Source organism: Pseudomonas asturiensis (assembly GCF_900143095.1).
Taxonomy (GTDB): domain Bacteria; phylum Pseudomonadota; class Gammaproteobacteria; order Pseudomonadales; family Pseudomonadaceae; genus Aquipseudomonas; species Aquipseudomonas asturiensis.
This window is the reverse complement of sequence record NZ_FRDA01000005.1, coordinates 20,013-40,797: the sequence shown is the minus strand read 5'-3', so window position 1 is coordinate 40,797 and position 20,785 is coordinate 20,013. Positions and strand designations below refer to the sequence as shown.

General features: G+C 58.4%; 17 protein-coding genes. 7 read left to right on the top strand and 10 right to left on the bottom strand.

The genetic code is table 11. The features are described from left to right. Positions 1-6: 6 nt before the first annotated feature. Positions 7-831 (bottom strand): tRNA 2-thiocytidine(32) synthetase TtcA, encoded by an 825-nt coding sequence (gene ttcA / locus BUB69_RS10495; protein ID WP_073165835.1) that lies wholly within the window; start codon positions 829-831, stop codon positions 7-9. A 218-nt stretch (positions 832-1,049) separates the two neighbouring features. Between ttcA and BUB69_RS10490 the strand changes: the two genes are divergently transcribed. Continuing rightward, positions 1,050-1,649: a Yip1 family protein gene (locus BUB69_RS10490; protein WP_073165830.1), complete on the top strand. Its 600-nt coding sequence runs from the start codon at positions 1,050-1,052 to the stop codon at positions 1,647-1,649. Between the two features lie 121 nt (positions 1,650-1,770). Continuing rightward, entirely contained in the window at positions 1,771-2,265 is a 495-nt protein-coding gene (locus BUB69_RS10485; protein WP_073165826.1) for a SprT family zinc-dependent metalloprotease, read from the top strand. A 67-nt stretch (positions 2,266-2,332) separates the two neighbouring features. On the opposite strand, the gene BUB69_RS10480 is transcribed toward BUB69_RS10485, so the two are convergent. The 4 genes from BUB69_RS10480 to BUB69_RS10465 all read right to left on the bottom strand — a co-directional run bounded on the left by BUB69_RS10480 (position 2,333) and on the right by BUB69_RS10465 (position 6,640). Beyond that, positions 2,333-3,685: a dicarboxylate/amino acid:cation symporter gene (locus tag BUB69_RS10480; protein WP_073165821.1), complete on the bottom strand. Its 1,353-nt coding sequence runs from the start codon at positions 3,683-3,685 to the stop codon at positions 2,333-2,335. Between the two features lie 556 nt (positions 3,686-4,241). Then, entirely contained in the window at positions 4,242-5,588 is a 1,347-nt protein-coding gene (locus tag BUB69_RS10475) for an ATP-binding protein (protein WP_073165818.1), read from the bottom strand. Further along, positions 5,585-6,262, bottom strand: coding sequence for a response regulator (locus BUB69_RS10470; protein ID WP_024685585.1), 678 nt, complete (start codon positions 6,260-6,262; stop codon positions 5,585-5,587). Before BUB69_RS10470 ends, BUB69_RS10475 begins: the two co-directional genes overlap by 4 nt. Positions 6,263-6,289: 27 nt before the next feature. After that, positions 6,290-6,640: a hypothetical protein gene (locus BUB69_RS10465; RefSeq protein ID WP_073165815.1), complete on the bottom strand. Its 351-nt coding sequence runs from the start codon at positions 6,638-6,640 to the stop codon at positions 6,290-6,292. A gap of 178 nt (positions 6,641-6,818) precedes the next feature. On the opposite strand from BUB69_RS10465, the gene BUB69_RS10460 reads away from it, so the two are divergent. Together BUB69_RS10460 and BUB69_RS10455 are read left to right on the top strand one after the other, a co-directional pair. Beyond that, positions 6,819-7,607 (top strand): dienelactone hydrolase family protein, encoded by a 789-nt coding sequence (locus tag BUB69_RS10460; protein ID WP_073165812.1) that lies wholly within the window; start codon positions 6,819-6,821, stop codon positions 7,605-7,607. A 298-nt stretch (positions 7,608-7,905) separates the two neighbouring features. Continuing rightward, positions 7,906-8,631 carry a 4'-phosphopantetheinyl transferase family protein gene (locus BUB69_RS10455; protein ID WP_217654463.1) on the top strand — a complete coding sequence of 242 codons (726 nt, stop codon included), beginning with the start codon at positions 7,906-7,908 and terminating at the stop codon, positions 8,629-8,631. Here BUB69_RS10455 and fhuF read toward each other — a convergent pair whose 3' ends face one another. The 3 genes from fhuF to BUB69_RS10440 all read right to left on the bottom strand — a co-directional run bounded on the left by fhuF (position 8,632) and on the right by BUB69_RS10440 (position 11,789). Beyond that, positions 8,632-9,264, bottom strand: coding sequence for a siderophore-iron reductase FhuF (fhuF, locus tag BUB69_RS10450; RefSeq protein ID WP_483878435.1), 633 nt, complete (start codon positions 9,262-9,264; stop codon positions 8,632-8,634). Between the two features lie 171 nt (positions 9,265-9,435). Further along, a complete protein-coding gene (locus BUB69_RS10445) occupies positions 9,436-11,046 on the bottom strand; it encodes an ATP-binding protein (RefSeq protein WP_073165801.1) in 1,611 nt (536 codons plus the stop codon). A 5-nt stretch (positions 11,047-11,051) separates the two neighbouring features. Next, positions 11,052-11,789: a response regulator gene (locus tag BUB69_RS10440; protein ID WP_073165798.1), complete on the bottom strand. Its 738-nt coding sequence runs from the start codon at positions 11,787-11,789 to the stop codon at positions 11,052-11,054. 687 nt (positions 11,790-12,476) lie between these two features. On the opposite strand from BUB69_RS10440, the gene BUB69_RS10435 reads away from it, so the two are divergent. From BUB69_RS10435 to BUB69_RS10430, 3 genes are all read left to right on the top strand, one after another. Continuing rightward, on the top strand, positions 12,477-15,389 hold the full coding sequence (locus BUB69_RS10435) for a ribonucleoside-diphosphate reductase subunit alpha (protein ID WP_073165796.1): 2,913 nt from the start codon (positions 12,477-12,479) through the stop codon (positions 15,387-15,389). A 309-nt stretch (positions 15,390-15,698) separates the two neighbouring features. Continuing rightward, on the top strand, positions 15,699-15,869 hold the full coding sequence (locus BUB69_RS28475) for a YhfG family protein (protein ID WP_141121843.1): 171 nt from the start codon (positions 15,699-15,701) through the stop codon (positions 15,867-15,869). A gap of 732 nt (positions 15,870-16,601) precedes the next feature. Continuing rightward, positions 16,602-17,849 (top strand): ribonucleotide-diphosphate reductase subunit beta, encoded by a 1,248-nt coding sequence (locus tag BUB69_RS10430; RefSeq protein WP_024686806.1) that lies wholly within the window; start codon positions 16,602-16,604, stop codon positions 17,847-17,849. Positions 17,850-17,954: 105 nt separating this feature from the next. Here the strand turns inward: BUB69_RS10430 and BUB69_RS10425 are convergent, their stop codons facing one another. Together BUB69_RS10425 and BUB69_RS10420 are read right to left on the bottom strand one after the other, a co-directional pair. After that, complete coding sequence (locus tag BUB69_RS10425; RefSeq protein WP_073165784.1) at positions 17,955-19,226, bottom strand: McrC family protein; 1,272 nt, start codon at positions 19,224-19,226, stop codon at positions 17,955-17,957. Beyond that, the gene (locus tag BUB69_RS10420) at positions 19,223-20,776 is read right to left on the bottom strand and encodes an McrB family protein (RefSeq protein ID WP_073165777.1); all 1,554 of its coding nucleotides are present in this window, start codon (positions 20,774-20,776) and stop codon (positions 19,223-19,225) included. Before BUB69_RS10420 ends, BUB69_RS10425 begins: the two co-directional genes overlap by 4 nt. Between the last annotated feature and the right edge of the window lie 9 nt (positions 20,777-20,785).

Below are 20,785 nucleotides of genomic sequence, written 5' to 3'. Positions count from 1 at the left end.
TCACGCTCAGATATTGACCACGTTGACGAACCGCGAAGCAGCGGTCTCGTCGATGCGCAGCTGGGTGAAATCGAACAGGTTGCGGTCGGCCAGTTGCGACGGCTGCACATTTTGCAGGGCGCGGAAGATGCTTTCGGTGCGGCCTGGCGTTTTGCGTTCCCAGTCCTGAAGCATGTCCTTGACCACCTGGCGCTGCAGGTTTTCCTGCGAGCCGCACAGGTTGCACGGGATGATCGGAAACTCTTTGAAATCCGAATAGCGTTGAATGTCACTCTCGTGGCAGTAAGCCAGCGGACGGATCACCACGTTGCGGCCATCGTCAGCACGCAGCTTGGGCGGCATGGCCTTGAGCGAACCGTTGAAGAACAGGTTGAGGAAGAAGGTCTCGACGATATCGTCGCGGTGATGACCCAGCGCCATTTTGGTCGCGCCGATCTCGTCGGCGAAGGTGTACAGCGTGCCGCGGCGCAGGCGCGAGCACAGCGAGCAGGTGGTCTTGCCCTCAGGAATCAATTCCTTGACCACCGAATAGGTGTCTTTCTCGACGATGTGGTATTCGACGCCCAGCGCTTTCAGGTATGCCGGCAGCACATGCTCGGGAAAGCCGGGCTGCTTCTGGTCCATGTTCACGGCGACAATGTCGAACTTGATCGGCGCGACTTTCTGCAAGTGCATCAGCACATCCAGCATGGTGTAACTGTCCTTGCCACCGGACAGGCAGACCATGACCTTGTCACCCTCCTCAATCATGTTGAAGTCGGCAACCGCTTCGCCGGCCAGCCGACGCAGGCGTTTCTGCAGTTTGTTCTGATTGACTGAAAGGGTGCCCATGTACTGGTGGTATCCGCTGACGATGACAGTGAGAAAAGGCGGCCATTTTACGCAAAACCGCGAGCGGGTTAAACAAGGCGCTTGTGTGGACACTCAGTGCCGTGAGCTATTAACAGCGAGCCGCACATCACCAAACGCTCTAAGCCTACGGTGATATCGACGGGCGAGGTTTCTATACTGATCGATGAAGGCGAATCCGACTATCGGGGAGTACGCTCATGATCCATCACGTCTGGGGGCTGTTCACGCACCCCGATCGGGAATGGAAGCAGATCCGTGGCGAGGAAGAGACCATCGGCCACCTGTACCTCACGCACACGTTGATTCTAGCCGCCATTCCAGTCGTTTCAGCTTATATAGGCACCACGCAGGTGGGCTGGGTGATCGGCGAGCGTCCGCCGGTCATGCTCACCCATGGCAGCGCGATGGGCATGGCGATCATGTCCTACCTCTCCATGCTGGCCGGGGTGGGCGTCATGGGCAGCTTCATTCACTGGATGGCGCGCACCTATGACGCCACGCCAACACTCGCACACTGCATCGCATTCACCACCTACACAGCCACGCCACTGTTCTTCGGCGGACTGGCGGCGCTCTATCCGCACCTGTGGCTGGGCATGGTGGTGGGGACAGCAGCGGTCTGTTACACGGTGTACCTGCTTTACGTCGGCCTGCCGACCTTCATGAATCTGCCTTCTGAAGAGGGTTTCATGTTCTCCAGTTCCGTACTGGCGGTCGGTCTGGTGGTACTGGTTGCAATCATGGCGTTTACCGTTGTGCTCTGGGGTATCGGAATAGGTCCGCAATACACCCATTGAGCATGCGCTGAGCGGGTCTGCCAAGGCGCAGGCCTGTCCATGTCAATGACCATCTGGCGGCTGACATTTTCAGCTGCCCCCCACATTCCGGCATACTGGGCGCATTGGAGAGCCACACAGCATGCCCGAGCAACTCAATTCCCGCGTCGAAATCTGCTATCAACAAGCCGAAGCCTTCTTTAAACGCACGTTCAAACGGCCGGTCGTCAGCTTCAAGCTGCGCGGTCAGAAAGCGGGCGTTGCCCATTTGCACGAGAACCTGCTGCGCTTCAATCCGCAGCTTTATCAGGAGAACGCCGAGGATTTCCTGCGCCAGACGGTGCCGCATGAAGTCGCGCACCTGATCGCCCATCAACTGTTCGGTGGCAGCATTCAGCCGCATGGCGAAGAGTGGCAGTTGATCATGCGCGGCGTGTACGAACTGCCGCCCAACCGCTGCCACACCTACGCCGTCAAGCGTCGCAGCGTGACGCGCTACATCTATCGCTGCCCGTGCGCCGACAGCGACTTCCCGTTCACCGCCCAGCGCCACAGCATGGTCAGCAAGGGTCGGCGCTATCTGTGCAGACGCTGCCGTCAGACGCTGGTGTTCAGTGGCGAAACGAGAACCGAGTAGCGGCCGCTGAACCGCAGGCGTAAAAAAACCCATCCGAAGATGGGTTTTTTTCATGGCCTGATGATGATCAGACTGTTTTACCGGTGTTCACAGCATTGGCTGGAGTCGGACCTTCAGCGACGCCCAGATCGTCTTCAGGACGGGTTTCCAGAATCGCGGAACCGCCGGAAGCCAGCTCGGACTGCAGCTTGTCGGTGTCCAGCTCGCCAACCCACTTGGCAACCACGACGGTGGCAACAGCGTTACCCACCAGGTTGGTCAGGGCGCGGGCTTCGGACATGAAGCGGTCGATACCCAGGATCAGCGCCAGACCGGCAACCGGCAGGTGGCCAACAGCCGACAGGGTTGCAGCCAGAACGATGAAGCCGCTACCGGTCACGCCAGCAGCACCTTTGGACGACAGCAGCAGAACCAGCAGCAGGGTGATCTGGTGAGTGATGTCCATGTGGGTGTTGGTCGCCTGAGCGATGAACACGGCCGCCATGGTCAGGTAGATCGACGTACCGTCCAGGTTGAACGAGTAGCCAGTCGGGATAACCAGACCCACGACAGACTTCTGGGCACCCAGACGCTCCATCTTGATCAGCATGCGTGGCAGGGCCGATTCCGACGAGGACGTACCCAGTACGATCAACAGTTCTTCACGGATGTAGCGAACCAGTTTGAAGACGCTGAAACCGTGCGCGCGGCAGATGGCGCCCAGCACGATCACCACAAACAGGAAGCAGGTGATGTAGAAGCAGATCATCAACTGACCCAACTGCACCAGCGAGCTCACGCCGTAGGCACCGATGGTGAAGGCCATGGCACCGAACGCACCGACGGGTGCCAGCTTCATGATCATGTTGATGATGTTGAACATCACGTGAGCGAAGCGATCGATGAAGTCCAGGACCGGCTTGCCATAAGCACCCAGGCGATGCAGGGCGAAACCGAAGATCACCGAGAACATCAGGACTTGCAGGATATCGCCGTTGGCGAACGCGCCGACGATGGTGTTCGGGATCACGTTGAGGATAAAGCCGACGATGCTCTGGTCTTTACTGGCGGTTACATAAGCCGCGATCTTGGAGGCGTCCAGGGTGCTGACGTCGATGTTCATGCCGGCGCCCGGCTGGACCACGTTCACAACGATCAGGCCGATCAACAGGGCGATGGTCGAAACGATTTCGAAGTACAGCAGTGCGTAGCCACCGGTCTTGCCGACCGACTTCATGTTCTGCATGCCGGCGATGCCGCTCACGACCGTACAGAAGATGATGGGGGCGATCACCATCTTGATCAGCTTGATGAACCCGTCACCCAGCGGCTTGAGGGCCTTGCCGGTATCAGGGTAGAAGTGGCCGATCAGGATACCGATAACAATCGCTACGATTACCTGAAAATAGAGAGATTTGTAGATGGGCTGACGAGTCGTCATTGCAGTTATCCTCAAGGGCGTCGTCGGCATCTTCACCGGATGCGCGCGAGCCTATAAAGCGCTAACCCTCCTGCATTGGAGGGATTTGTTTTGTCGAGCTGCGCAAGGCAGACCTCTGCTGGATATATAGCAATAGGCGTGCCATGGAGGCAAAGGACATCAGCACCACGGATTACAAGGGCGCCAGGCTGACGATAGCCTTAAACGGAAAAAAGCGGTGGCGGTTTTCCGCCGTAACGAGCTAAAAACCCGGCTGCAGTGGCGGGTATCCGCCTTGTGCAGCGAGTACTGGATCGGACGCGGGCCGTCCTGAGCGGCCTATCCACGCAGAGCACTCGTCGTTACACACCAGCATTGCTGCAACCAACGGACGGGGGGAGGCGGCATGCCGGCGATGCTTGTTCCGAAGTGACCTATCAGTGACTGAACTGACGCCATCGCCGGCAAGCCGCCTCCCCCACGGGGTCTGCATCGTGTCAGGGACTTGCGTTTGGACCCCGTTTTGCGGGCCTTCCGCAACTGTGCATAACGCTCCGCGTCACATTCAGCCCCCCACCTACTCCGGCATGAAATGAATCCTGAACGCGGCCCCTCCGAGTGACGAATCATCCAGCGTCAGCCGGGCGCTGTAGCTTTCGATGATGTCCTTGACCACCGCCAGGCCAATGCCTTGCCCCGGGTTCTGGCGATCAAGCCGTTCGCCGCGCTCGAGAATCCGTGCCCGCTGGTGCTGCGGGACGCCAGGCCCGTCGTCTTCGATGCACAACTCATCGCCTGACGCAGACTCGGTGAAGCTGACGCGAACCTCGCTCAGGCACAGGCGATAGGCGTTTTCCAGCAGGTTGCCGAGCATTTCCAGCAACGCGCCCTCTTCCATATGCACCTGGCAATGCGCCGACAGGTCCAGCGTGACCTTGACCCGCTTGTCGCGGTACACCTTGTCCAACGTATTGCACAGGCTTTCGACTACCGGCCGCAGCATCACGTGATGGCGCACCAGCCCGCTCTTGCGCAGGCTCGCACGTTGCAACTGATAACCGATCTGCTGACTCATGCGCTCGATCTGCGATTGCAGCACCCGCGCCTGTTCGACATCCTCGGGACGTTTGGCGATGTTTTCGCTGACGCCTTGCAACACCGCCAGCGGGGTTTTCAGGCTATGCGCAAGGTCGCCCAGCGAGTCACGATAACGGGCGCGCTGCTCGCGCTCACTGCGCAACAAGCGGTTGAGCGAGTCGGTCAGGCGCAACAGCTCGCTGGGGTGTTTTTCGCTCAGGCTGTCACGCGCACCGGTTTCCACTTCATCAAGCTCCTGGCTCAGCCCTCGGAGCGCTCGCAGCCCCCAGGTCAGGCCACCCCACAACAGGCCCAGCAGCACCAGCAAGGCCGTGCCGAAGCCCAGATAGAGCTTCTGACGCAAACCATTGATGGTTTCCTGATAGCCGCGCAACGGCTGAACCGCGACGATACTGAAGGCGGCGTTGCGGCCGCCCAGCAGGCGAATCTCGACGTCGTAGACGAAGTACTCGTCGCCGTTGATTTCCTTGATCTTGGTGAACTGACTGCCCTGCCCGTCGTAACTTGGGTGGTAATCGATGTCCATCCCTTCGGTGGACAGCGAACGCCAGACCATCTGCCCCTGACGGTTATAGATGTAGCCCATCAGACGGCTGCCGGGCAGGTTGAACTGTTCGCCCGGCAACAGCGACGGCATCATCAGGTGATCGTCCTCGACGCGCGCCGCCGAGATCATCGTGGTGACGTCCGACGCCAGCCGCTGTTCGATCGCGCCACGCAACGCCAGGCTGAAACCGCTCTGCAGCGCAGGCAGCATCAGCAGCATGAAAATGACCGCAAGGGTCACAGCGCCCAGCATCAGGCGCAGGCGCAGCGAACGAATCACGTACAGCGCTCAGTGAACAGGTAGCCCATGCCGCGCACGGTCTCGATCGGTTTGAAGGCCACGCTGCTGTCCAGTTTGCGACGCAGACGGCCAACCAGCACCTCGATCACGTTCGGATCGCGCTCGTCATCGTCAGGGTACAGCTGCTCCATCAGACGCTCCTTGGGCACCACCTGCTGGTGATGGAGCATCAGGTATTCGAGGATGCGGTATTCGTACGCCGTCAGTGCCAGCGGCTGCTCGGACAGCGCGGCCTGTTTGCGATTGAGGTCCAGCAGCAGCGGCCCGGCCGTGATCGTGGATTGAATGAAACCGCTGGAGCGGCGTAACAGCGCATTCAGACGCGCCTCCAGCTCTTCGAACTGAAACGGCTTGACCACATAGTCATCGGCGCCTGCGGCCAGCCCTTCGACCTTGTCCTGCCAGTTGCCGCGCGCGGTCAGGATCAGGATCGGAAACGATTTGCCCAACGCACGCAACTGACGGATCAGGTCCAGCCCGCCGATACCCGGCAGCCCCAGGTCGATCACCGCCAGGTCGTGGTTGAACTGCGCGACCTGATACAACGCCTCTTCGGCATTGGCCACCGCTTCCACCACATGCCCCGCCTCGGTAAGACGTGTACGCAGGTGATGACGCAACAGTGCTTCATCCTCGACCACCAACAACTTCATGCAGCCCTCCCAGGCACAGCCCCAACCTCAAGACAAGGAATGAAACGACATCGTCGCATCGGTACTCAACAGCCGGGCGCTGACGGGCACACGCTGTTTTACATCATAGCTGCCGAGCAGGATTTCACGGCTGACGGGCACGCCATTGTGAGTGCCCGACAGACTGCCGTAAACCGGCGGCGAATAGAGCGTCCCCGCAGACACATTCAGCTGGTTTTGCTGACCGAGCCCGTGGCCCCAGCCGCTGGCATCGTCGTGCCGTTCACTGGTCTTGCCGAACTCGATGCGCGTCAGGTCAAGCCTGCCGTCACCAGCCTGTGCTGCTGCACTGCCACCCAGAAAAGCCAAGGCCAGGAAAAACTTGTTGATGCTCAACATAAGGACTCCTTTTGCGCTCGGGGACGCTATCAAGGTACGACTCCACAGTAATCGGGCCGGCCTGAACCCCGACTGAACGCTGCATGAACCTGCGCTGAACAGTGTTTGAGGCCACGCACAGCAGAATCGGCTATCGTTGCCGTTCAATGCGACACCCCCACTCAAGAAGGAGCTGAACATGCGCGTGTGGATGGCAATGATCATGATGGGCCTTACCGGGCTCGCTCAGGCCGCGATCAAGACCGAACAGGTTGATTACAAGAGTGCCGATGGCACGAAACTGGTGGGTTACTACGCCTACGACGATGCGATAAAAGGCCCGCGCCCCGGTGTACTGGTGGTTCACGAGTGGTGGGGTTTGAATGACTACGCCAAGCGTCGTGCCCGCGACCTGGCTGCGCTGGGCTACAGCGCCATGGCCATCGACATGTACGGCGAAGGCAAGAACACCGAACACCCGAACGATGCCATGGCGTTCATGCAGGCAGCCCTCAAGGACAGCGACGCGGCCAACAAGCGTTTTGATGCAGGCCTTGAGCAGTTGAAGAAACAGCCGCAGACCGATCCGGCCAAAATTGCCGCCATTGGTTATTGCTTCGGCGGCAAGATTGTCCTGGACGCAGCCCGTCGCGGTGAGCCGCTGCGAGGCGTGGTCAGCTTCCACGGCGCGCTGGTCACCAACAGTCCGGCCAAACCCGGCATCAAGGTGCCCATGCTGGTCGAGCACGGCGCCAAGGACAGCATGGTCACGCCTGAGAACGTGGCGGCCTTCAAGAAGGAAATGGACGACGCCAAAGCCGACTACAAATTCGTCAGCATCGAAGGCGCCAAACACGGCTTCACCAACCCCGACGCCGACCGCCTGAGCCACGGCGAACACGGTGGCCCGGACATCGGCTACGACAAGGCTGCTGACCAGAGCTCGTGGTCGGACATGCAGGTATTCTTCAAGAAAATCTTTGGTTGATTGATCGCAAATGATCGTTCCCATGCTCCGCGCTCAGCGTTATACACAGGTCCGGAAGAGGCGCAAAACGGGGCCATGACGAAAGTGTCTGACTGAAGGCGTGCCCCGTGAGAGACGGCTTGCCGGCGATGGCGTCAGTTCAGTCGCCCATCGGTCGCTTCAGAAAAAGCATCGCCGGCAAGCCGCCTCCCACCGTCCGTGGTTGCGGCAAGACTTGTGTATCACGATGAGCGTTGGAGTATGGGAACGATCACTGCAAGCCTTCCCTCAAGCCTGATCCCCCGGCAAAATGCCGCTCATGACTCAATTCCCGCCCCTCCCCGCCTGCTGCCCTGAACTCATCCAACACTGGCCGCTGCCTCAGGCGGTGCCAGGCGCGGTGCTGGTCAGTGGCCATTTCGACCCACTCAAACTGGCCAACGGCGACTTTCTGCGCTGTGCGGTCGACACGCCTGCCAGCATTCAGCGCTCGGTTGCCAAGCGCCAGGCCGAGTTCCTTGCCGGTCGCCTGTGTGCCCGCGATGCGCTGCGCAGGCTGGATGGGCGTCAACACAGCCCCGACATTGGTGAAGACCGTGCGCCGGTCTGGCCTGCCGATGTCTGCGGTTCCATCACGCACAGCAAGGGCTGGGCCGCAGCCGTCGTGGCGCACAGGCAGCAGTGGCGCGGACTGGGGCTGGATACCGAAAATCTGCTGAGCCACGACCGCGCCTCGCGCCTGGCCGGGGAGATCCTGACCGCCAATGAGCTGGCAGATATGGCTAAAGGGCCGGAAGACAAGATCGCCCTTCGTGTGACCCTGACCTTCTCGATCAAGGAGGCGCTGTTCAAGGCACTGTATCCCCTCGTGCAAAAACGCTTCTATTTCGAGGACGCCGAGCTGCTGGAATGGTCCGATGACGGCCGCGCCCGCCTGCGCCTGCTGATGGACCTGTCCAGTGAATGGCACCACGGCAAGGAACTGGACGGCCAATTCAGCCTGCAAGGCGATAACCTGCTGAGCCTGATCGCCGTTACTGCTTAATCAGTCAGGCAATGGGCAGTGCTCACAGCGCCCGACCCACTCCACCCGATAACTGAGGCAACAGGCCTTGCGCTGCCTGCGCGGCGCCTCGCCATCCGCCTGCTGTTTATACGTCACTGCCTGAAACAAGGGATTGATCCGGCCATCCGGACGCTTGCGCTCGGTCAATAGCGCGCATCCGCCATCCGCCTCAGTCAGACAGCTTTCCAGCGTGTCCCCGGCGCTGCTCCATAACACACGGCTCGCCAGCCCGCCGTAGCGGCTCAGTGTGTTGATAAAAGGCTGCAGGTTATCGTCGAGCAAGCCTGCAAAACGCTGAAATGGATCGTGCTGATCCTGCTGAGACACTTCGCCGTCTCCCGCAAACCGGATGCCCACCGGGATACCGCGCTCATCCAGCTCAAGCGCGATGTATTCAAGCTGCAACGGGTAATGACGATTGTGTACAAGGCTGGCCGACAGTACCGCGGGAATAAGCTGCATGAAGTAATACTTGGCCCACTGCGAGACCAGCACCGGCAAATGACTGGGCATCAGCTCTGCGCCATAGAGGTCCAGCAACAGCGCATCCAGTCGCTCGGTACGCAGCAGATCGGGCATTGCTACAGATTGCTCGCGAAGACGATGTTTCAAGCGGACCCTCTCAAGCGACTATAAGACGCTCATGCCGTTGTGGGAGGCGGCTTGCCGCCGATTCGGTTTTTCAGGCGGCCAGTCACTGACTGACCTGACGCCATCGCCGGCAAGCCGCCTCCCACAATTCGATGTGCTGCGACATAGCGGCATCCGCCATAAACGCTCGGCTCACCTCGGTGCCTGCGTGCGCGGCCAGGACAGGCTGAAACACGCGCCGCCCAGGCTCACGCTGCGTCCGATCAGGGCGCGGCCTTCATGCCAGTTGATGATGCGCCGGACAATCGACAACCCCAGCCCGTGCCCACCCGAAGCCCGCGTACGGCTGTCGTCGATGCGCATGAAGGGCGTGAAGATCTGCTCCCACGCGTCTTCCGGCACGCCGGGGCCGTCGTCGTCCACCTCAATCCGGCAGCGTTGTGCGCCCAGACGATAACTGATGGACACCTGGGTGTCGGCATGACGCATCGCGTTGCTGACCAGATTCTGCAACGCCCGATGCATATAGCGCGGTTCGGCCTCGACCCAGGCGGCTTCGCCTGGTGCTGCCGTGACGCATTCACCTCGCGAAACCCGTACATCCGCGCGTAACGGTGCCAGTTCGGCAATCACTTGATCGATCAACGCATCCAGGTCGATGCGCTGGAAATTCAACGTCGGCGCACCCTGCTCAAGCCGTGCGTAGGTCAGCATCTCATCCACCAGCTTGTCGAGATCCTGAATGTCGCTGTCCATGCCGCGCATGTACTTGAGGCGCGCCTCAGGTGTGGTCGCGTCGCTGACCATCTCCAGACCGAAACGCAAACGCGCCACCGGCGTGCGCAATTCATGGGACACCGCGCGCACCAGTTCACGCTGAATCATCAGCGAGCGCTGCAAGTGCTCGGCCATGCTGTTGAAGGCTGCCGCCAGGCGCCCGACCGAATCGGAGCCCTCGGTGGGTACGCGGGTTTGCAGGCTGCCCTGGGCAATCAGCGTGGCGGCCGCTTCCAGCTCCAGCACTCGCCGCTCCAGTCTGCGCACCAGCAGATACACCACCAGCCCGATGAAACACAGCCCCAACAAGGCAATCAACACCAGCCATTGCAACGGGTAGGGATTCATTTGATAGAGCGGGCCGATTTCCAGAACCCAGTTAGTGTCGACGATCCCGGCCAGTACGCGAATCGAATCGCCGCCCTTGCCCAGCGCCATGACCGTGTCGCCTTCATAAATGCGGCGGCGCTGGTCGTCATCCAGGTCTGCCTGATCCAGCGCCAGCAGGTGCATGTCAAAACCAAAACCCTTGTCGACACGCAGCGCCTGCAAACGCGCTGGCTGCTCATCGACCGGAAAGCGCACCAATTCATCGATCAACAGATAGATGGTCGCCCGCGCCAGTTGCTCGGTGATCTGCTGCACCTCGCCACTCAGCAGCAGCGGCTCTTTATCGCTCAACTGGCGATAGACCTTCGCCGCGTGTGGGCCGATCTGCTCGACCACCACTTGCCCACGCGCCAGACGACTGCGGGCGCTGCTGTCCAGTTGCGCCTGCTCAACGCTTTGCAGACTCAGCGGAATGCCCAACAACCGCTCCCAGACCGCCAGGGCACGGCGGCGCTCGACGCTGTTGAGGGCAATCAGGTTATCGGCCATGACCGTGAACGTGCCGTGGGCCAGACGCTCACGGTATTGCTCGCCACGCGCCTGGTTGAGGCCATGCAGTGCAAGCATGCCGAGCAAGGCCACCAGCACCAGAACACCGAGCATGCCGCCATAAATACGCAGAAAGATCGAATTCATGAACGTCAGCCGCTGAACACGTGGCCGCTCATGTCCTGCGCTGCTTCGGGCACGAACAGGTAGCCCTTGCTGCGCACGGTCTTGATCAGGCGCGGATGGATGGGGTCGTCGCCGATCTTGGGGCGGATGCGCGAGATACGTACGTCGATCGAGCGGTCCTGCCCGTCGTAGCCCACGCCGCGCAGTGCAGTGAAGATTTCCTCGCGTGACAGCGTGCGCCCGGCGTTGGCCACCAACAGCCACAACAGGTCGAACTCGGCACCGGTCAGTTCGATGCTCTGCTCGCCTAGCCACGCCTCGCGCAGAGCGTTGTCCACCACCAGCGGCCCGAACACCAGCCGGCGCAGTTCGGCTGCAGGTACCTGCGGCGCTTCACTGCGACGCAACAAGGCATGAATGCGCGCCAACAGCACGCGTGGATGAACCGGCTTGCAGACAAAATCATCCGCGCCGGTATCGAGACCCTGAATATGATCAGTGTCGTCGGTGCGCGCGGTGAGCATCAGGATCGGGCCTTCGTAACGATCACGCACCTTACGACAGATACTGAAACCGTCCTCGCCAGGCAGCATCAGGTCGAGGATCACCAGATCGGGCTGCTCGTCCATGATGCGCTCCGCCGCCAGCGCACCATTGCCTTCAATACTGACATTCAGGCCGTTGTTCTGCAGGTAGTCGCAGGTCAACTGCGCCAATCGCTGGTCGTCTTCGACAATGAGCACCTGCCAGGTGTGTGGCTCCACGAACGGCTTCCTTTTTATCGTTATTGAAATGCCGATTCAGGCATCGCTGCATCAGGCGAATGTCCGGCGATTGTAGCAACCGCGCAGCAAAGCACACGACATGCCAGATCGCCCTTGCAGATGGCTTTTTTTGTGATAGGGTTCGCGCCCGCAAAAATCGGCCCCGGCCTCGAGACATCTGTAAAAAACAGTGACAAACGGTCCGACGCAGCAGCCATGCGGCCTACACGCGTTGTAGGTCTTTCATACACAAAGTACTCACAAGTTTATCCACAGGTCGTACGTTGCAATTGATGTCCAAAACGCATTATCTTGTAGCCCGACCCGCAGCGACACCCTACATGTAGGGTTTTCTGCCAAAACTCCAGCACAAGTCAAACGAGAAATTCAAGCACTTTTCTTACGTTTGTGGGGTTGAACTTTAAGACGTATTCGGTAACCAAACCGCTCGCGCTTCCCTCAGGCGATCCGGTACACGTCTTGCAATATAGAACCTGCATGCTGCAACAGATTTGCAAGGGATCGGGCATATGACCCGGTCCCTTTTTGACTTCAAAACCCGGCAGCGGTGACATCCCCGCTGCCACCTCCGTTTTGGAGTCTTGAGTCGCCCGTTTGGCGACTCATTGCCAAAGCGGAACGGTGGGCAGCCATGCCCGAACAAACTTAAAGAACGTGGAGACACCCATGCAAACAGACACAACTCGCGAGAACTCGCCGACCACAGCGCCGCTGACGAACCAGGCCCAACAGGACCTGTCCGCGACCGCTCCTGGTCAACTGCGCGTGATCAAGCGTAACGGCACTGTCGTCGCGTACACCGATGACAAGATCACCGTCGCCATCACCAAGGCGTTTCTTGCAGTTGAGGGCGGCGCTGCTGCCGCCTCGTCGCGCATCCACGACACCGTTGCCCGCCTGACCGAACAGGTCACGGCCACCTTCAAGCGTCGCATGCCTTCGGGCGGCACCATCCACATCGAAGAAATCCAGGACCAGGTCGAACTGGCCCTGATGCGCGCCGGCGAGCAAAAAGTCGCTCGCGATTACGTCATCTACCGTGATTCGCGTGCCAAGGAACGTGCCGTTCGCTCGCCCGAAGCCGAAGTCCAGGCTCATCCTTCGATCCGCATCACCCGCGCTGACGGCAGCTTCGCGCCGCTGGACATGGGCCGCCTGAACACCATCGTCACCGAAGCGTGCGAAGGCCTGGCTGAAGTCGACGCCGCGCTGATCCAGAACGAAACCCTGAAAAACCTGTACGACGGCGTTGCGCTGAAAGACGTCAACACGGCGCTGGTGATGACTGCCCGTACGCTGGTCGAGCGCGAGCCGAACTACTCGTTCGTGACCGCCCGCCTGTTGATGGACACCCTGCGCGCCGAAGGCCTGAGTTTCCTGGAAGTGGCCGAGAGCGCCACTCACCACGAAATGGCCGACCTGTACGCCAAGGCGCTGCCTGCCTACGTCGCCACCGGTATCAAGTACGAACTGCTCAACCCTGTGCTGGCCGAATTCGACCTCGAGAAACTGGGCAAGGCGATCAACCACGAGCGCGATCAGCAGTTCACGTACCTGGGCCTGCAAACCCTGTACGACCGTTACTTCATCCACAAGGATGGCGTGCGTTTCGAACTGCCGCAGATCTTCTTCATGCGCGTGGCCATGGGCCTGGCTATCGAAGAGAAAGCCCGTGAAGACCGCGCCATCGAGTTCTACAACCTGCTGTCGTCGTTCGACTACATGTCGTCGACCCCGACGCTGTTCAACGCAGGCACCCTGCGTCCACAGCTGTCCAGTTGCTACCTGACCACCGTGCCGGATGACCTGTCGGGCATCTACCACGCGATCCACGACAACGCCATGCTGTCCAAATTTGCAGGCGGCCTGGGCAACGACTGGACGCCGGTTCGTGCGTTGGGCTCGTACATCAAGGGCACCAACGGCAAATCGCAAGGCGTCGTGCCGTTCCTCAAAGTGGTCAACGACACCGCAGTAGCAGTCAACCAGGGCGGCAAGCGCAAAGGCGCTGTCTGTGCCTACCTGGAAACCTGGCACATGGACATCGAAGAGTTCATCGAGCTGCGCAAGAACACCGGTGATGACCGTCGTCGTACCCACGACATGAACACTGCCAACTGGATCCCTGACCTGTTCATGAAGCGCGTCTTCGATGACGGCCCGTGGACCCTGTTCTCGCCCTCCGAAGTACCGGACCTGCACGACCTGACCGGCCGCGCCTTCCAGGAACGTTACGAGTACTACGAAGCGCTGACCGAGTACCCAGGCAAGATCAAGCTGTTCAAGACCATCCAGGCCAAGGATCTGTGGCGCAAGATGCTCTCGATGCTGTTCGAAACCGGCCACCCATGGCTGACCTTCAAAGACCCGTGCAACCTGCGCAGCCCGCAGCAGCACGTGGGCGTGGTTCACAGCTCGAACCTGTGCACCGAGATCACCCTGAACACCAACAAGGACGAGATCGCAGTCTGCAACCTGGGCTCGATCAACCTGCCGAACCACATCGTCAACGGCAAACTGGACACCGACAAGCTCAAGCGCACCGTCGACGTAGCCGTTCGCATGCTCGATAACGTCATCGACATCAACTACTACTCCGTGCCGCAGGCCAAGAACTCCAACCTGCGCCACCGTCCGGTCGGCCTGGGCATCATGGGCTTCCAGGACGCGCTGTACCTGCAGCACATCCCGTACGGTTCCGATGCAGCTGTGCAGTTCGCCGACACGTCCATGGAAGCGGTCAGCTACTACGCCATCCAGGCATCCTGCGACCTGGCCGACGAGCGTGGCGCTTACGAGACGTTCCAGGGTTCGCTGTGGTCCAAGGGCATCCTGCCGCTGGATTCGCAACAGATCCTGATCGAGCAGCGCGGCGAGAAGTACATCGACGTCGACCTGAAGGAAACCCTGGACTGGGCACCGGTTCGTGCCCGTGTGCAGAAAGGTATCCGTAACTCGAACATCATGGCCATCGCACCGACCGCCACCATCGCCAACATCACCGGCGTGTCGCAGTCGATCGAACCGACCTACCAGAACCTGTACGTGAAATCGAACCTGTCGGGCGAATTCACCGTGATCAACCCGTACCTGGTTCGCGACCTCAAGGCACGCGACCTGTGGGACGCGGTCATGATCAACGACCTGAAGTACTACGACGGTTCGGTGCAACAGATCGAGCGCATTCCGCAGGAGCTCAAAGAGCTGTATGCGACGGCCTTCGAAGTGGACACCAAATGGATCGTCGACGCGGCGAGCCGTCGCCAGAAGTGGATCGACCAGGCTCAGTCCCTGAACCTGTACATCGCTGGCGCATCGGGCAAGAAGCTGGACGTGACCTACCGCATGGCCTGGTACCGTGGTCTGAAAACCACTTACTACCTCCGTGCCCTGGCCGCGACCAGCACCGAGAAATCGACCGTCAACACCGGCAAGCTCAACGCCGTATCGAGCGGCGGCCACGGCCCGGACGACTCAGCCATCACCGCCCCACGCCCAACCGAAGCAGCACCGGCCGGTCCTGCACCGGTTCCAAAGGCTTGCGCCATTGACGAGCCGGATTGCGAGGCTTGCCAGTAAAGCTGAGCGTCTGAGCGTCTTACAGCAGTAAACAGAAAGCCCCTTTTCAGGGGCTTTCTGTTAAGTGGGGGAATGAGTTCTGAGCTTGCCAATAGAGTCTGAATCCATCTCACTGGATGATTCCGGTTGTGCCAATGCTCTGCGCTGGCATCCCGCCCGGGACGCCCGACGGCCCATTGAGTCTGAAAACAAGATGCCTGACTGAGCCCCACCGTCTGCGCTAAACCATCAAACAGCCAGACAAAGCCCCCTCCAACCCACCCCATTTTTTAGCTACACTCACCTCTTCACGAAAACAGAGTCTCATTCATGCCGACGCTCTCAATTCAGGCCAAAAAAGCTCACTTTGCCAAGGTACGCCGATCCAATTACGCAGCCAGCTTGCGCTTGGAAGGCTATAGCACCACGCCACTCGATGCCGAGCGACCTCTTGCGACCCGCGAAGAACTTTTGAATATCTACCGCAATAAGCAGGCCTGATACTCAACGTATAAGAATCGCGGCGAAATCAATCCTGCCCTGAACGTCATCATAAAAGCGGATCCCAAATCAGCTTCCCTGCAGCAACTGCGAGTAAACCGCTCGTCGACTCACGCATAAATCCACAGCAAAAATCAGCGCCGAACCAGCCCCCAAATCATCCCCGCGAAACTCTCATCACGCCGAGAAGCCCAGTGGCCGTAGCGCGGAAGAAATCTGCCCGTTACCAATCAGTGAAAAGGCCATTTATATGCGGCAACGCAGCCAGTTGCCCAAAACCGGCAAGCACTATATCCTGCGTTTCTAAATTTAAAAAACACTAGATAAGGGATTCAGCTGAATTTCCTGCTGTTTTCGGCAAGGTGGAAAGCGATGCCGAAGCTGAAGAGAAAAAAGCGTGAATCACCCGCCGAAATCTACTTTCGGGTCAACAAGTGTCGGGCAAAATCTGTATAATCCCGCGCTCGCTTCAGGGTACTCGAATGACAATTTTCACCAGCAAAATTGCATCACCTCAAAGCTATCCAGATCAATCGCTTTGCTCGCCTGCAGGGCTTTGCCACGGCAGCAAACCGAGCGGACGACCGGCGAGGCCCTAACCGGTCAATCGCAGCATCACAAGAAAGCCTCAATTTTCAGTACCTGCGTTTTCGACCTGACGACGTGGGCACTTCACACCTTAAAATCTAACCACGGTCGCTACGGCGATCCTCAAGCGGGAGCCTCATCACCATGCTGAGCTGGGACGAATTCGATAAAGAAGACGGCGAAGTCGTCGCTAAAGCGACCAACGCCGGTCACGCCAACGAGGCCAACATGGATCGCCTCGACAGCGCCGGTGGTGCTGCGGCTCAAGAAGCCCGCGCCGTTACCGCCAACGACTCCGCTGCACTGATCCGCGCCAAGAAAGCGCTGGACGCACTGGACGTCGCCGAAGGTCTGGCCGAACTCGAAGGCGCCAGCGCTCGCGTTGCCGTTGACGAAAAGATGATGATCAACTGCCGCGCCGACCTGAACCAGCTCGTACCATTCAAGTACGATTGGGCCTGGCAGAAGTACCTGGATGGTTGCGCAAACCACTGGATGCCGCAAGAAGTCAACATGACCGCCGACATCGCCCTCTGGAAAAACCCGGAAGGCCTGACCGACGACGAGCGCCGCATCGTCATGCGCAACCTGGGCTTCTTCTCCACCGCTGACTCGCTGGTTGCCAACAACCTCGTACTGGCCGTGTACCGCCTGATCACCAACCCGGAGTGCCGCCAGTACATCCTGCGCCAGGCCTTCGAAGAGGCGATCCACACCCACGCGTACCAGTACTGCATCGAATCGCTGGCCATGGATGAAGGCGAGATCTTCAACATGTACCACGAGATTCCATCGGTCGCGAAAAAAGCCGCCTGGGGCCTGAAGTACACCCGTTCGATCTCCGATCCGAAGTTCGAAACCGGCACCGTCGACACCGACAAAGAACTGCTGCGCAACCTGATCGCCTACTACTGCGTACTGGAAGGCATCTTCTTCTACTGCGGCTTCACCCAGATCCTGTCCATGGGCCGCCGCAACAAGATGACCGGCGTCGCCGAGCAGTTCCAGTACATCCTGCGCGACGAATCCATGCACCTGAACTTCGGCATCGACGTGATCAACCAGATCAAGATCGAAAACCCGCACCTGTGGGATGCCGAGATGAAAGAAGAAGCCACGCAGATGATCCTGCAAGGCACCCAGCTGGAAATCGAATACGCCCGTGACACCATGCCACGCGGCGTACTGGGCATGAACGCGGCCATGATGGAGGACTACCTCAAGTTCATCGCCAACCGTCGCCTGAGCCAGATCGGCTTGAAGGAAGAGTACCCAGGTACCACCAACCCGTTCCCATGGATGAGTGAGATCATGGACTTGAAGAAAGAGAAGAACTTCTTCGAGACTCGGGTGATTGAGTATCAGACAGGTGGGGCGTTGAGCTGGGATTGATAGTCCGGCTTTGAGCCAGCGGTAATGAAAAAGCCAGGAGCGGAAGCTGCCTGGCTTTTTAGTTAAGAAAGAACGCAATCGCTCGTCAGACCCGCCACAGCGCAATCAATCTTCTTTAATGCATGTATCAGAGCCCCACACAATACGCCCTGTTTCAATATCGAACGGTAATACCCAGAGTTTCAATTCATGCGAAAATTCAAACCTGGATAACGCCTTTTGAAACGAAACCCGCATTGGATAAACCAAGACCAACTCACCCTGCCCCCCTAAATACTTCTGCCCATAAGCCAACATTTGATAGAAGTCGTCTTGATTCAAACCGTAATTCTTTCTGCCAGGCTCACCATCCAGACGCTTCCATTTGGTATCAAGCACCCATTTTTTCTCACCCTGGGTGATCATCAAATCAGGCCTAAGCTGAAAAACCTTCTTTCCTTGATGCGTACACAAAAACTCGCTGCTGGGTTGCACATACAACGTTGCATCAGCCGGCAAAGAGTCCCTCAAACAGGCAGCTACATAACGCTCAAACAGCTTCTCCATCGGAAATAGCAAGCTCATACCTTGCCACTCCCCTGCAACCGCTAAGGGCGTTTGCTGTTGAATGATCAGTTCACACCAAGGCTTTACAGGTTGGTAATGAGCCATTAGGCGATCATGACGCCATTGCTTGAAATCCTGTGCAGTGTCTCGGCTGTCAGGAATCTCCAGCAGCATCGAACGCAGTTCATGAGAGAGGCGCCAGTTGCTTGGGTCTTGTGTGGTCTTGCAGACGATATCAAGTGCGGTTTTAAGCAGGCGATTTTCTGCTCTGTCCGGAAGGAATACGTCATGGCGTATTTGGAAATGATGCTGTCGGCCGGGAGGCTGGCGCATCTGACGTGCTGTGTTCAGTTGCCCGCGCAGGTAACGTTGCTCTTCTTCAACGCGCTGATAGTCGAACCGTAGGCCGCGTTTGATGAGGTGGTCGAGCGCGTCGAGAAAGCTGCTCATCACCCACTCGGTCAACGGCGCATCAAAACGTTGAAGTGCCGTTGCGCCGACTTTGCGATTCGGGAGGTCTAAAGACTTCTGAATCATGCGCCTTAGCAAGACACGGCTTTGCTGGATGCAGTCGCCATCTTCAAAGTGTTTAGGCAGGATCTCGATGCGCGTACCGCAGGGTGTTTCCAATGCGCCGACGTAGTTATCGAGTTTCAGCCATCGACGATCCTCAATCTGCACCAACGCAGCCCCAGCCTTGCTGAAGCGCGCATTGAGTTCACAGAGCCAATCGAAAGCCGAGGGCGACACCTGAGCAATGTCCAGGGTCGGACTGTGAATATGGCTGGTGGTAAGCCGGGCATATTCACGAACCGTCAGGGTGGTTTTCACCTTTGCGATTCGCTCAGAAATTTAATGATTTTGCGGCCGAGGCTTCGAGTGTTGAGCTCAGTCCCGGTAGCGGACAAGATTGAAACACCCTGCTTACCGGCTATCTCTCGCAACAGGGGTTTTGCAGGTTCGATGCGTTTGCCATCGCGATAAACCTTAATTTGGCCGTCGGCTGCTTGCTGAATATCTACACCGTCTGTCCTCACATCATCAGCTTGAAAAGAAGTGACGGGGTTCAGGGTATGGTCAATGACACCGAGATACGACTTGATGTTTTTGAACGCAGCGGGGTTCACATCCCACTGCTCGTTGTTCTGATTGATGGTCACGGCATCGCCGAACAAGACGCCCATGTCTCGAATTGGCTGGATCAGAAAACGGTCTTCGGGAGCCTTGCGCTGATCATTGAGTACCCACTGAATGCGCTGCCAATCTTCAAAAAAATACTCTTGAAGCAGCGGCAGGATTTGGCCACGGAAAATACGCTCTAGCCGCTCCAACGTAGTGTCATCCTTGAGCGGTATGAAGTACGCATGTCCAAGGCGGTGATCGCGATCGAGCAACGCCTCAATGCGCAGGTTCAGCACGCTCAGCAACTCGTCGATTGCGACACCCTCGACCTCCACACCATCTAGCAACTCAGGGCTAGGCGGCACTTCAATAAAAGTAAAACGACGTCGAAGAGCAATATCCATCGCTGCCAGTGACCGGTCGGCGGTGTTCATGGTGCCGATCAAATAGACGTTACCTGGAATACTGAAGCGTTCTTTGGAGTAAGGCAGCGTCACCTCCAACGCTTCATCTGCCCCCGCTCGTTTGGATGGCTCGATAAGCGTAATAAGCTCACCAAAGATGCGTGAAACGTTGCCACGGTTGATCTCATCAATGATCAGGACTTTGGCGCTGCGTTGTTGAGGATGGCTCGGCTCAAACAGACCCTCTTCATTCTTACCAAGCATGTGCTCGACCATTGAGGGTAAGAAATTCTTGTACCCATTCACTAGAAACGGATCAAGGATTGAACCAGGCACCTTTTTGTCCCACCGACCATTCCCCAGCTCTTCAAGCGTGAAGGTTCCTTCATCTACGTGCGACGCCAGTGTGTTCAGTAGACTCATGCCAATGGGCAGATGTTTGCCTTGGGGTTTTTCAATCTCAACGACATCAGGGGTCGCCCGGGTCACTTTATAGCCAGTGCCATATCGATCACCGACTTTGAATGCTCGATATTTTCCGTTCGGCTCGCCAGAAGCTGCCTCGCACAGGCTTTTGAAGACACCCGGCACAACCTCATAACGCAACTGGCCCTGCTCATCGGTGGAAGCACGCAGTCCTTCGACAAAGTCCTCATAACTAAAGCTTTGGTGAAACGTGACAAAGCGCACGTCGCCTAAGTCCAGCAGTTCATCAAACCGCTTCTTCCAAGCTGTTCGATCATTTGGGTGACTGGCGAGAAAAGGCTGATCAAGGATCTGCAACGTCGCTTCGACTGTGGCGTAGGTTTTCCCCGTACCGGGCGGACCGAAGAAAATCTGATTGAGCGAAGGCATTGCGGAACG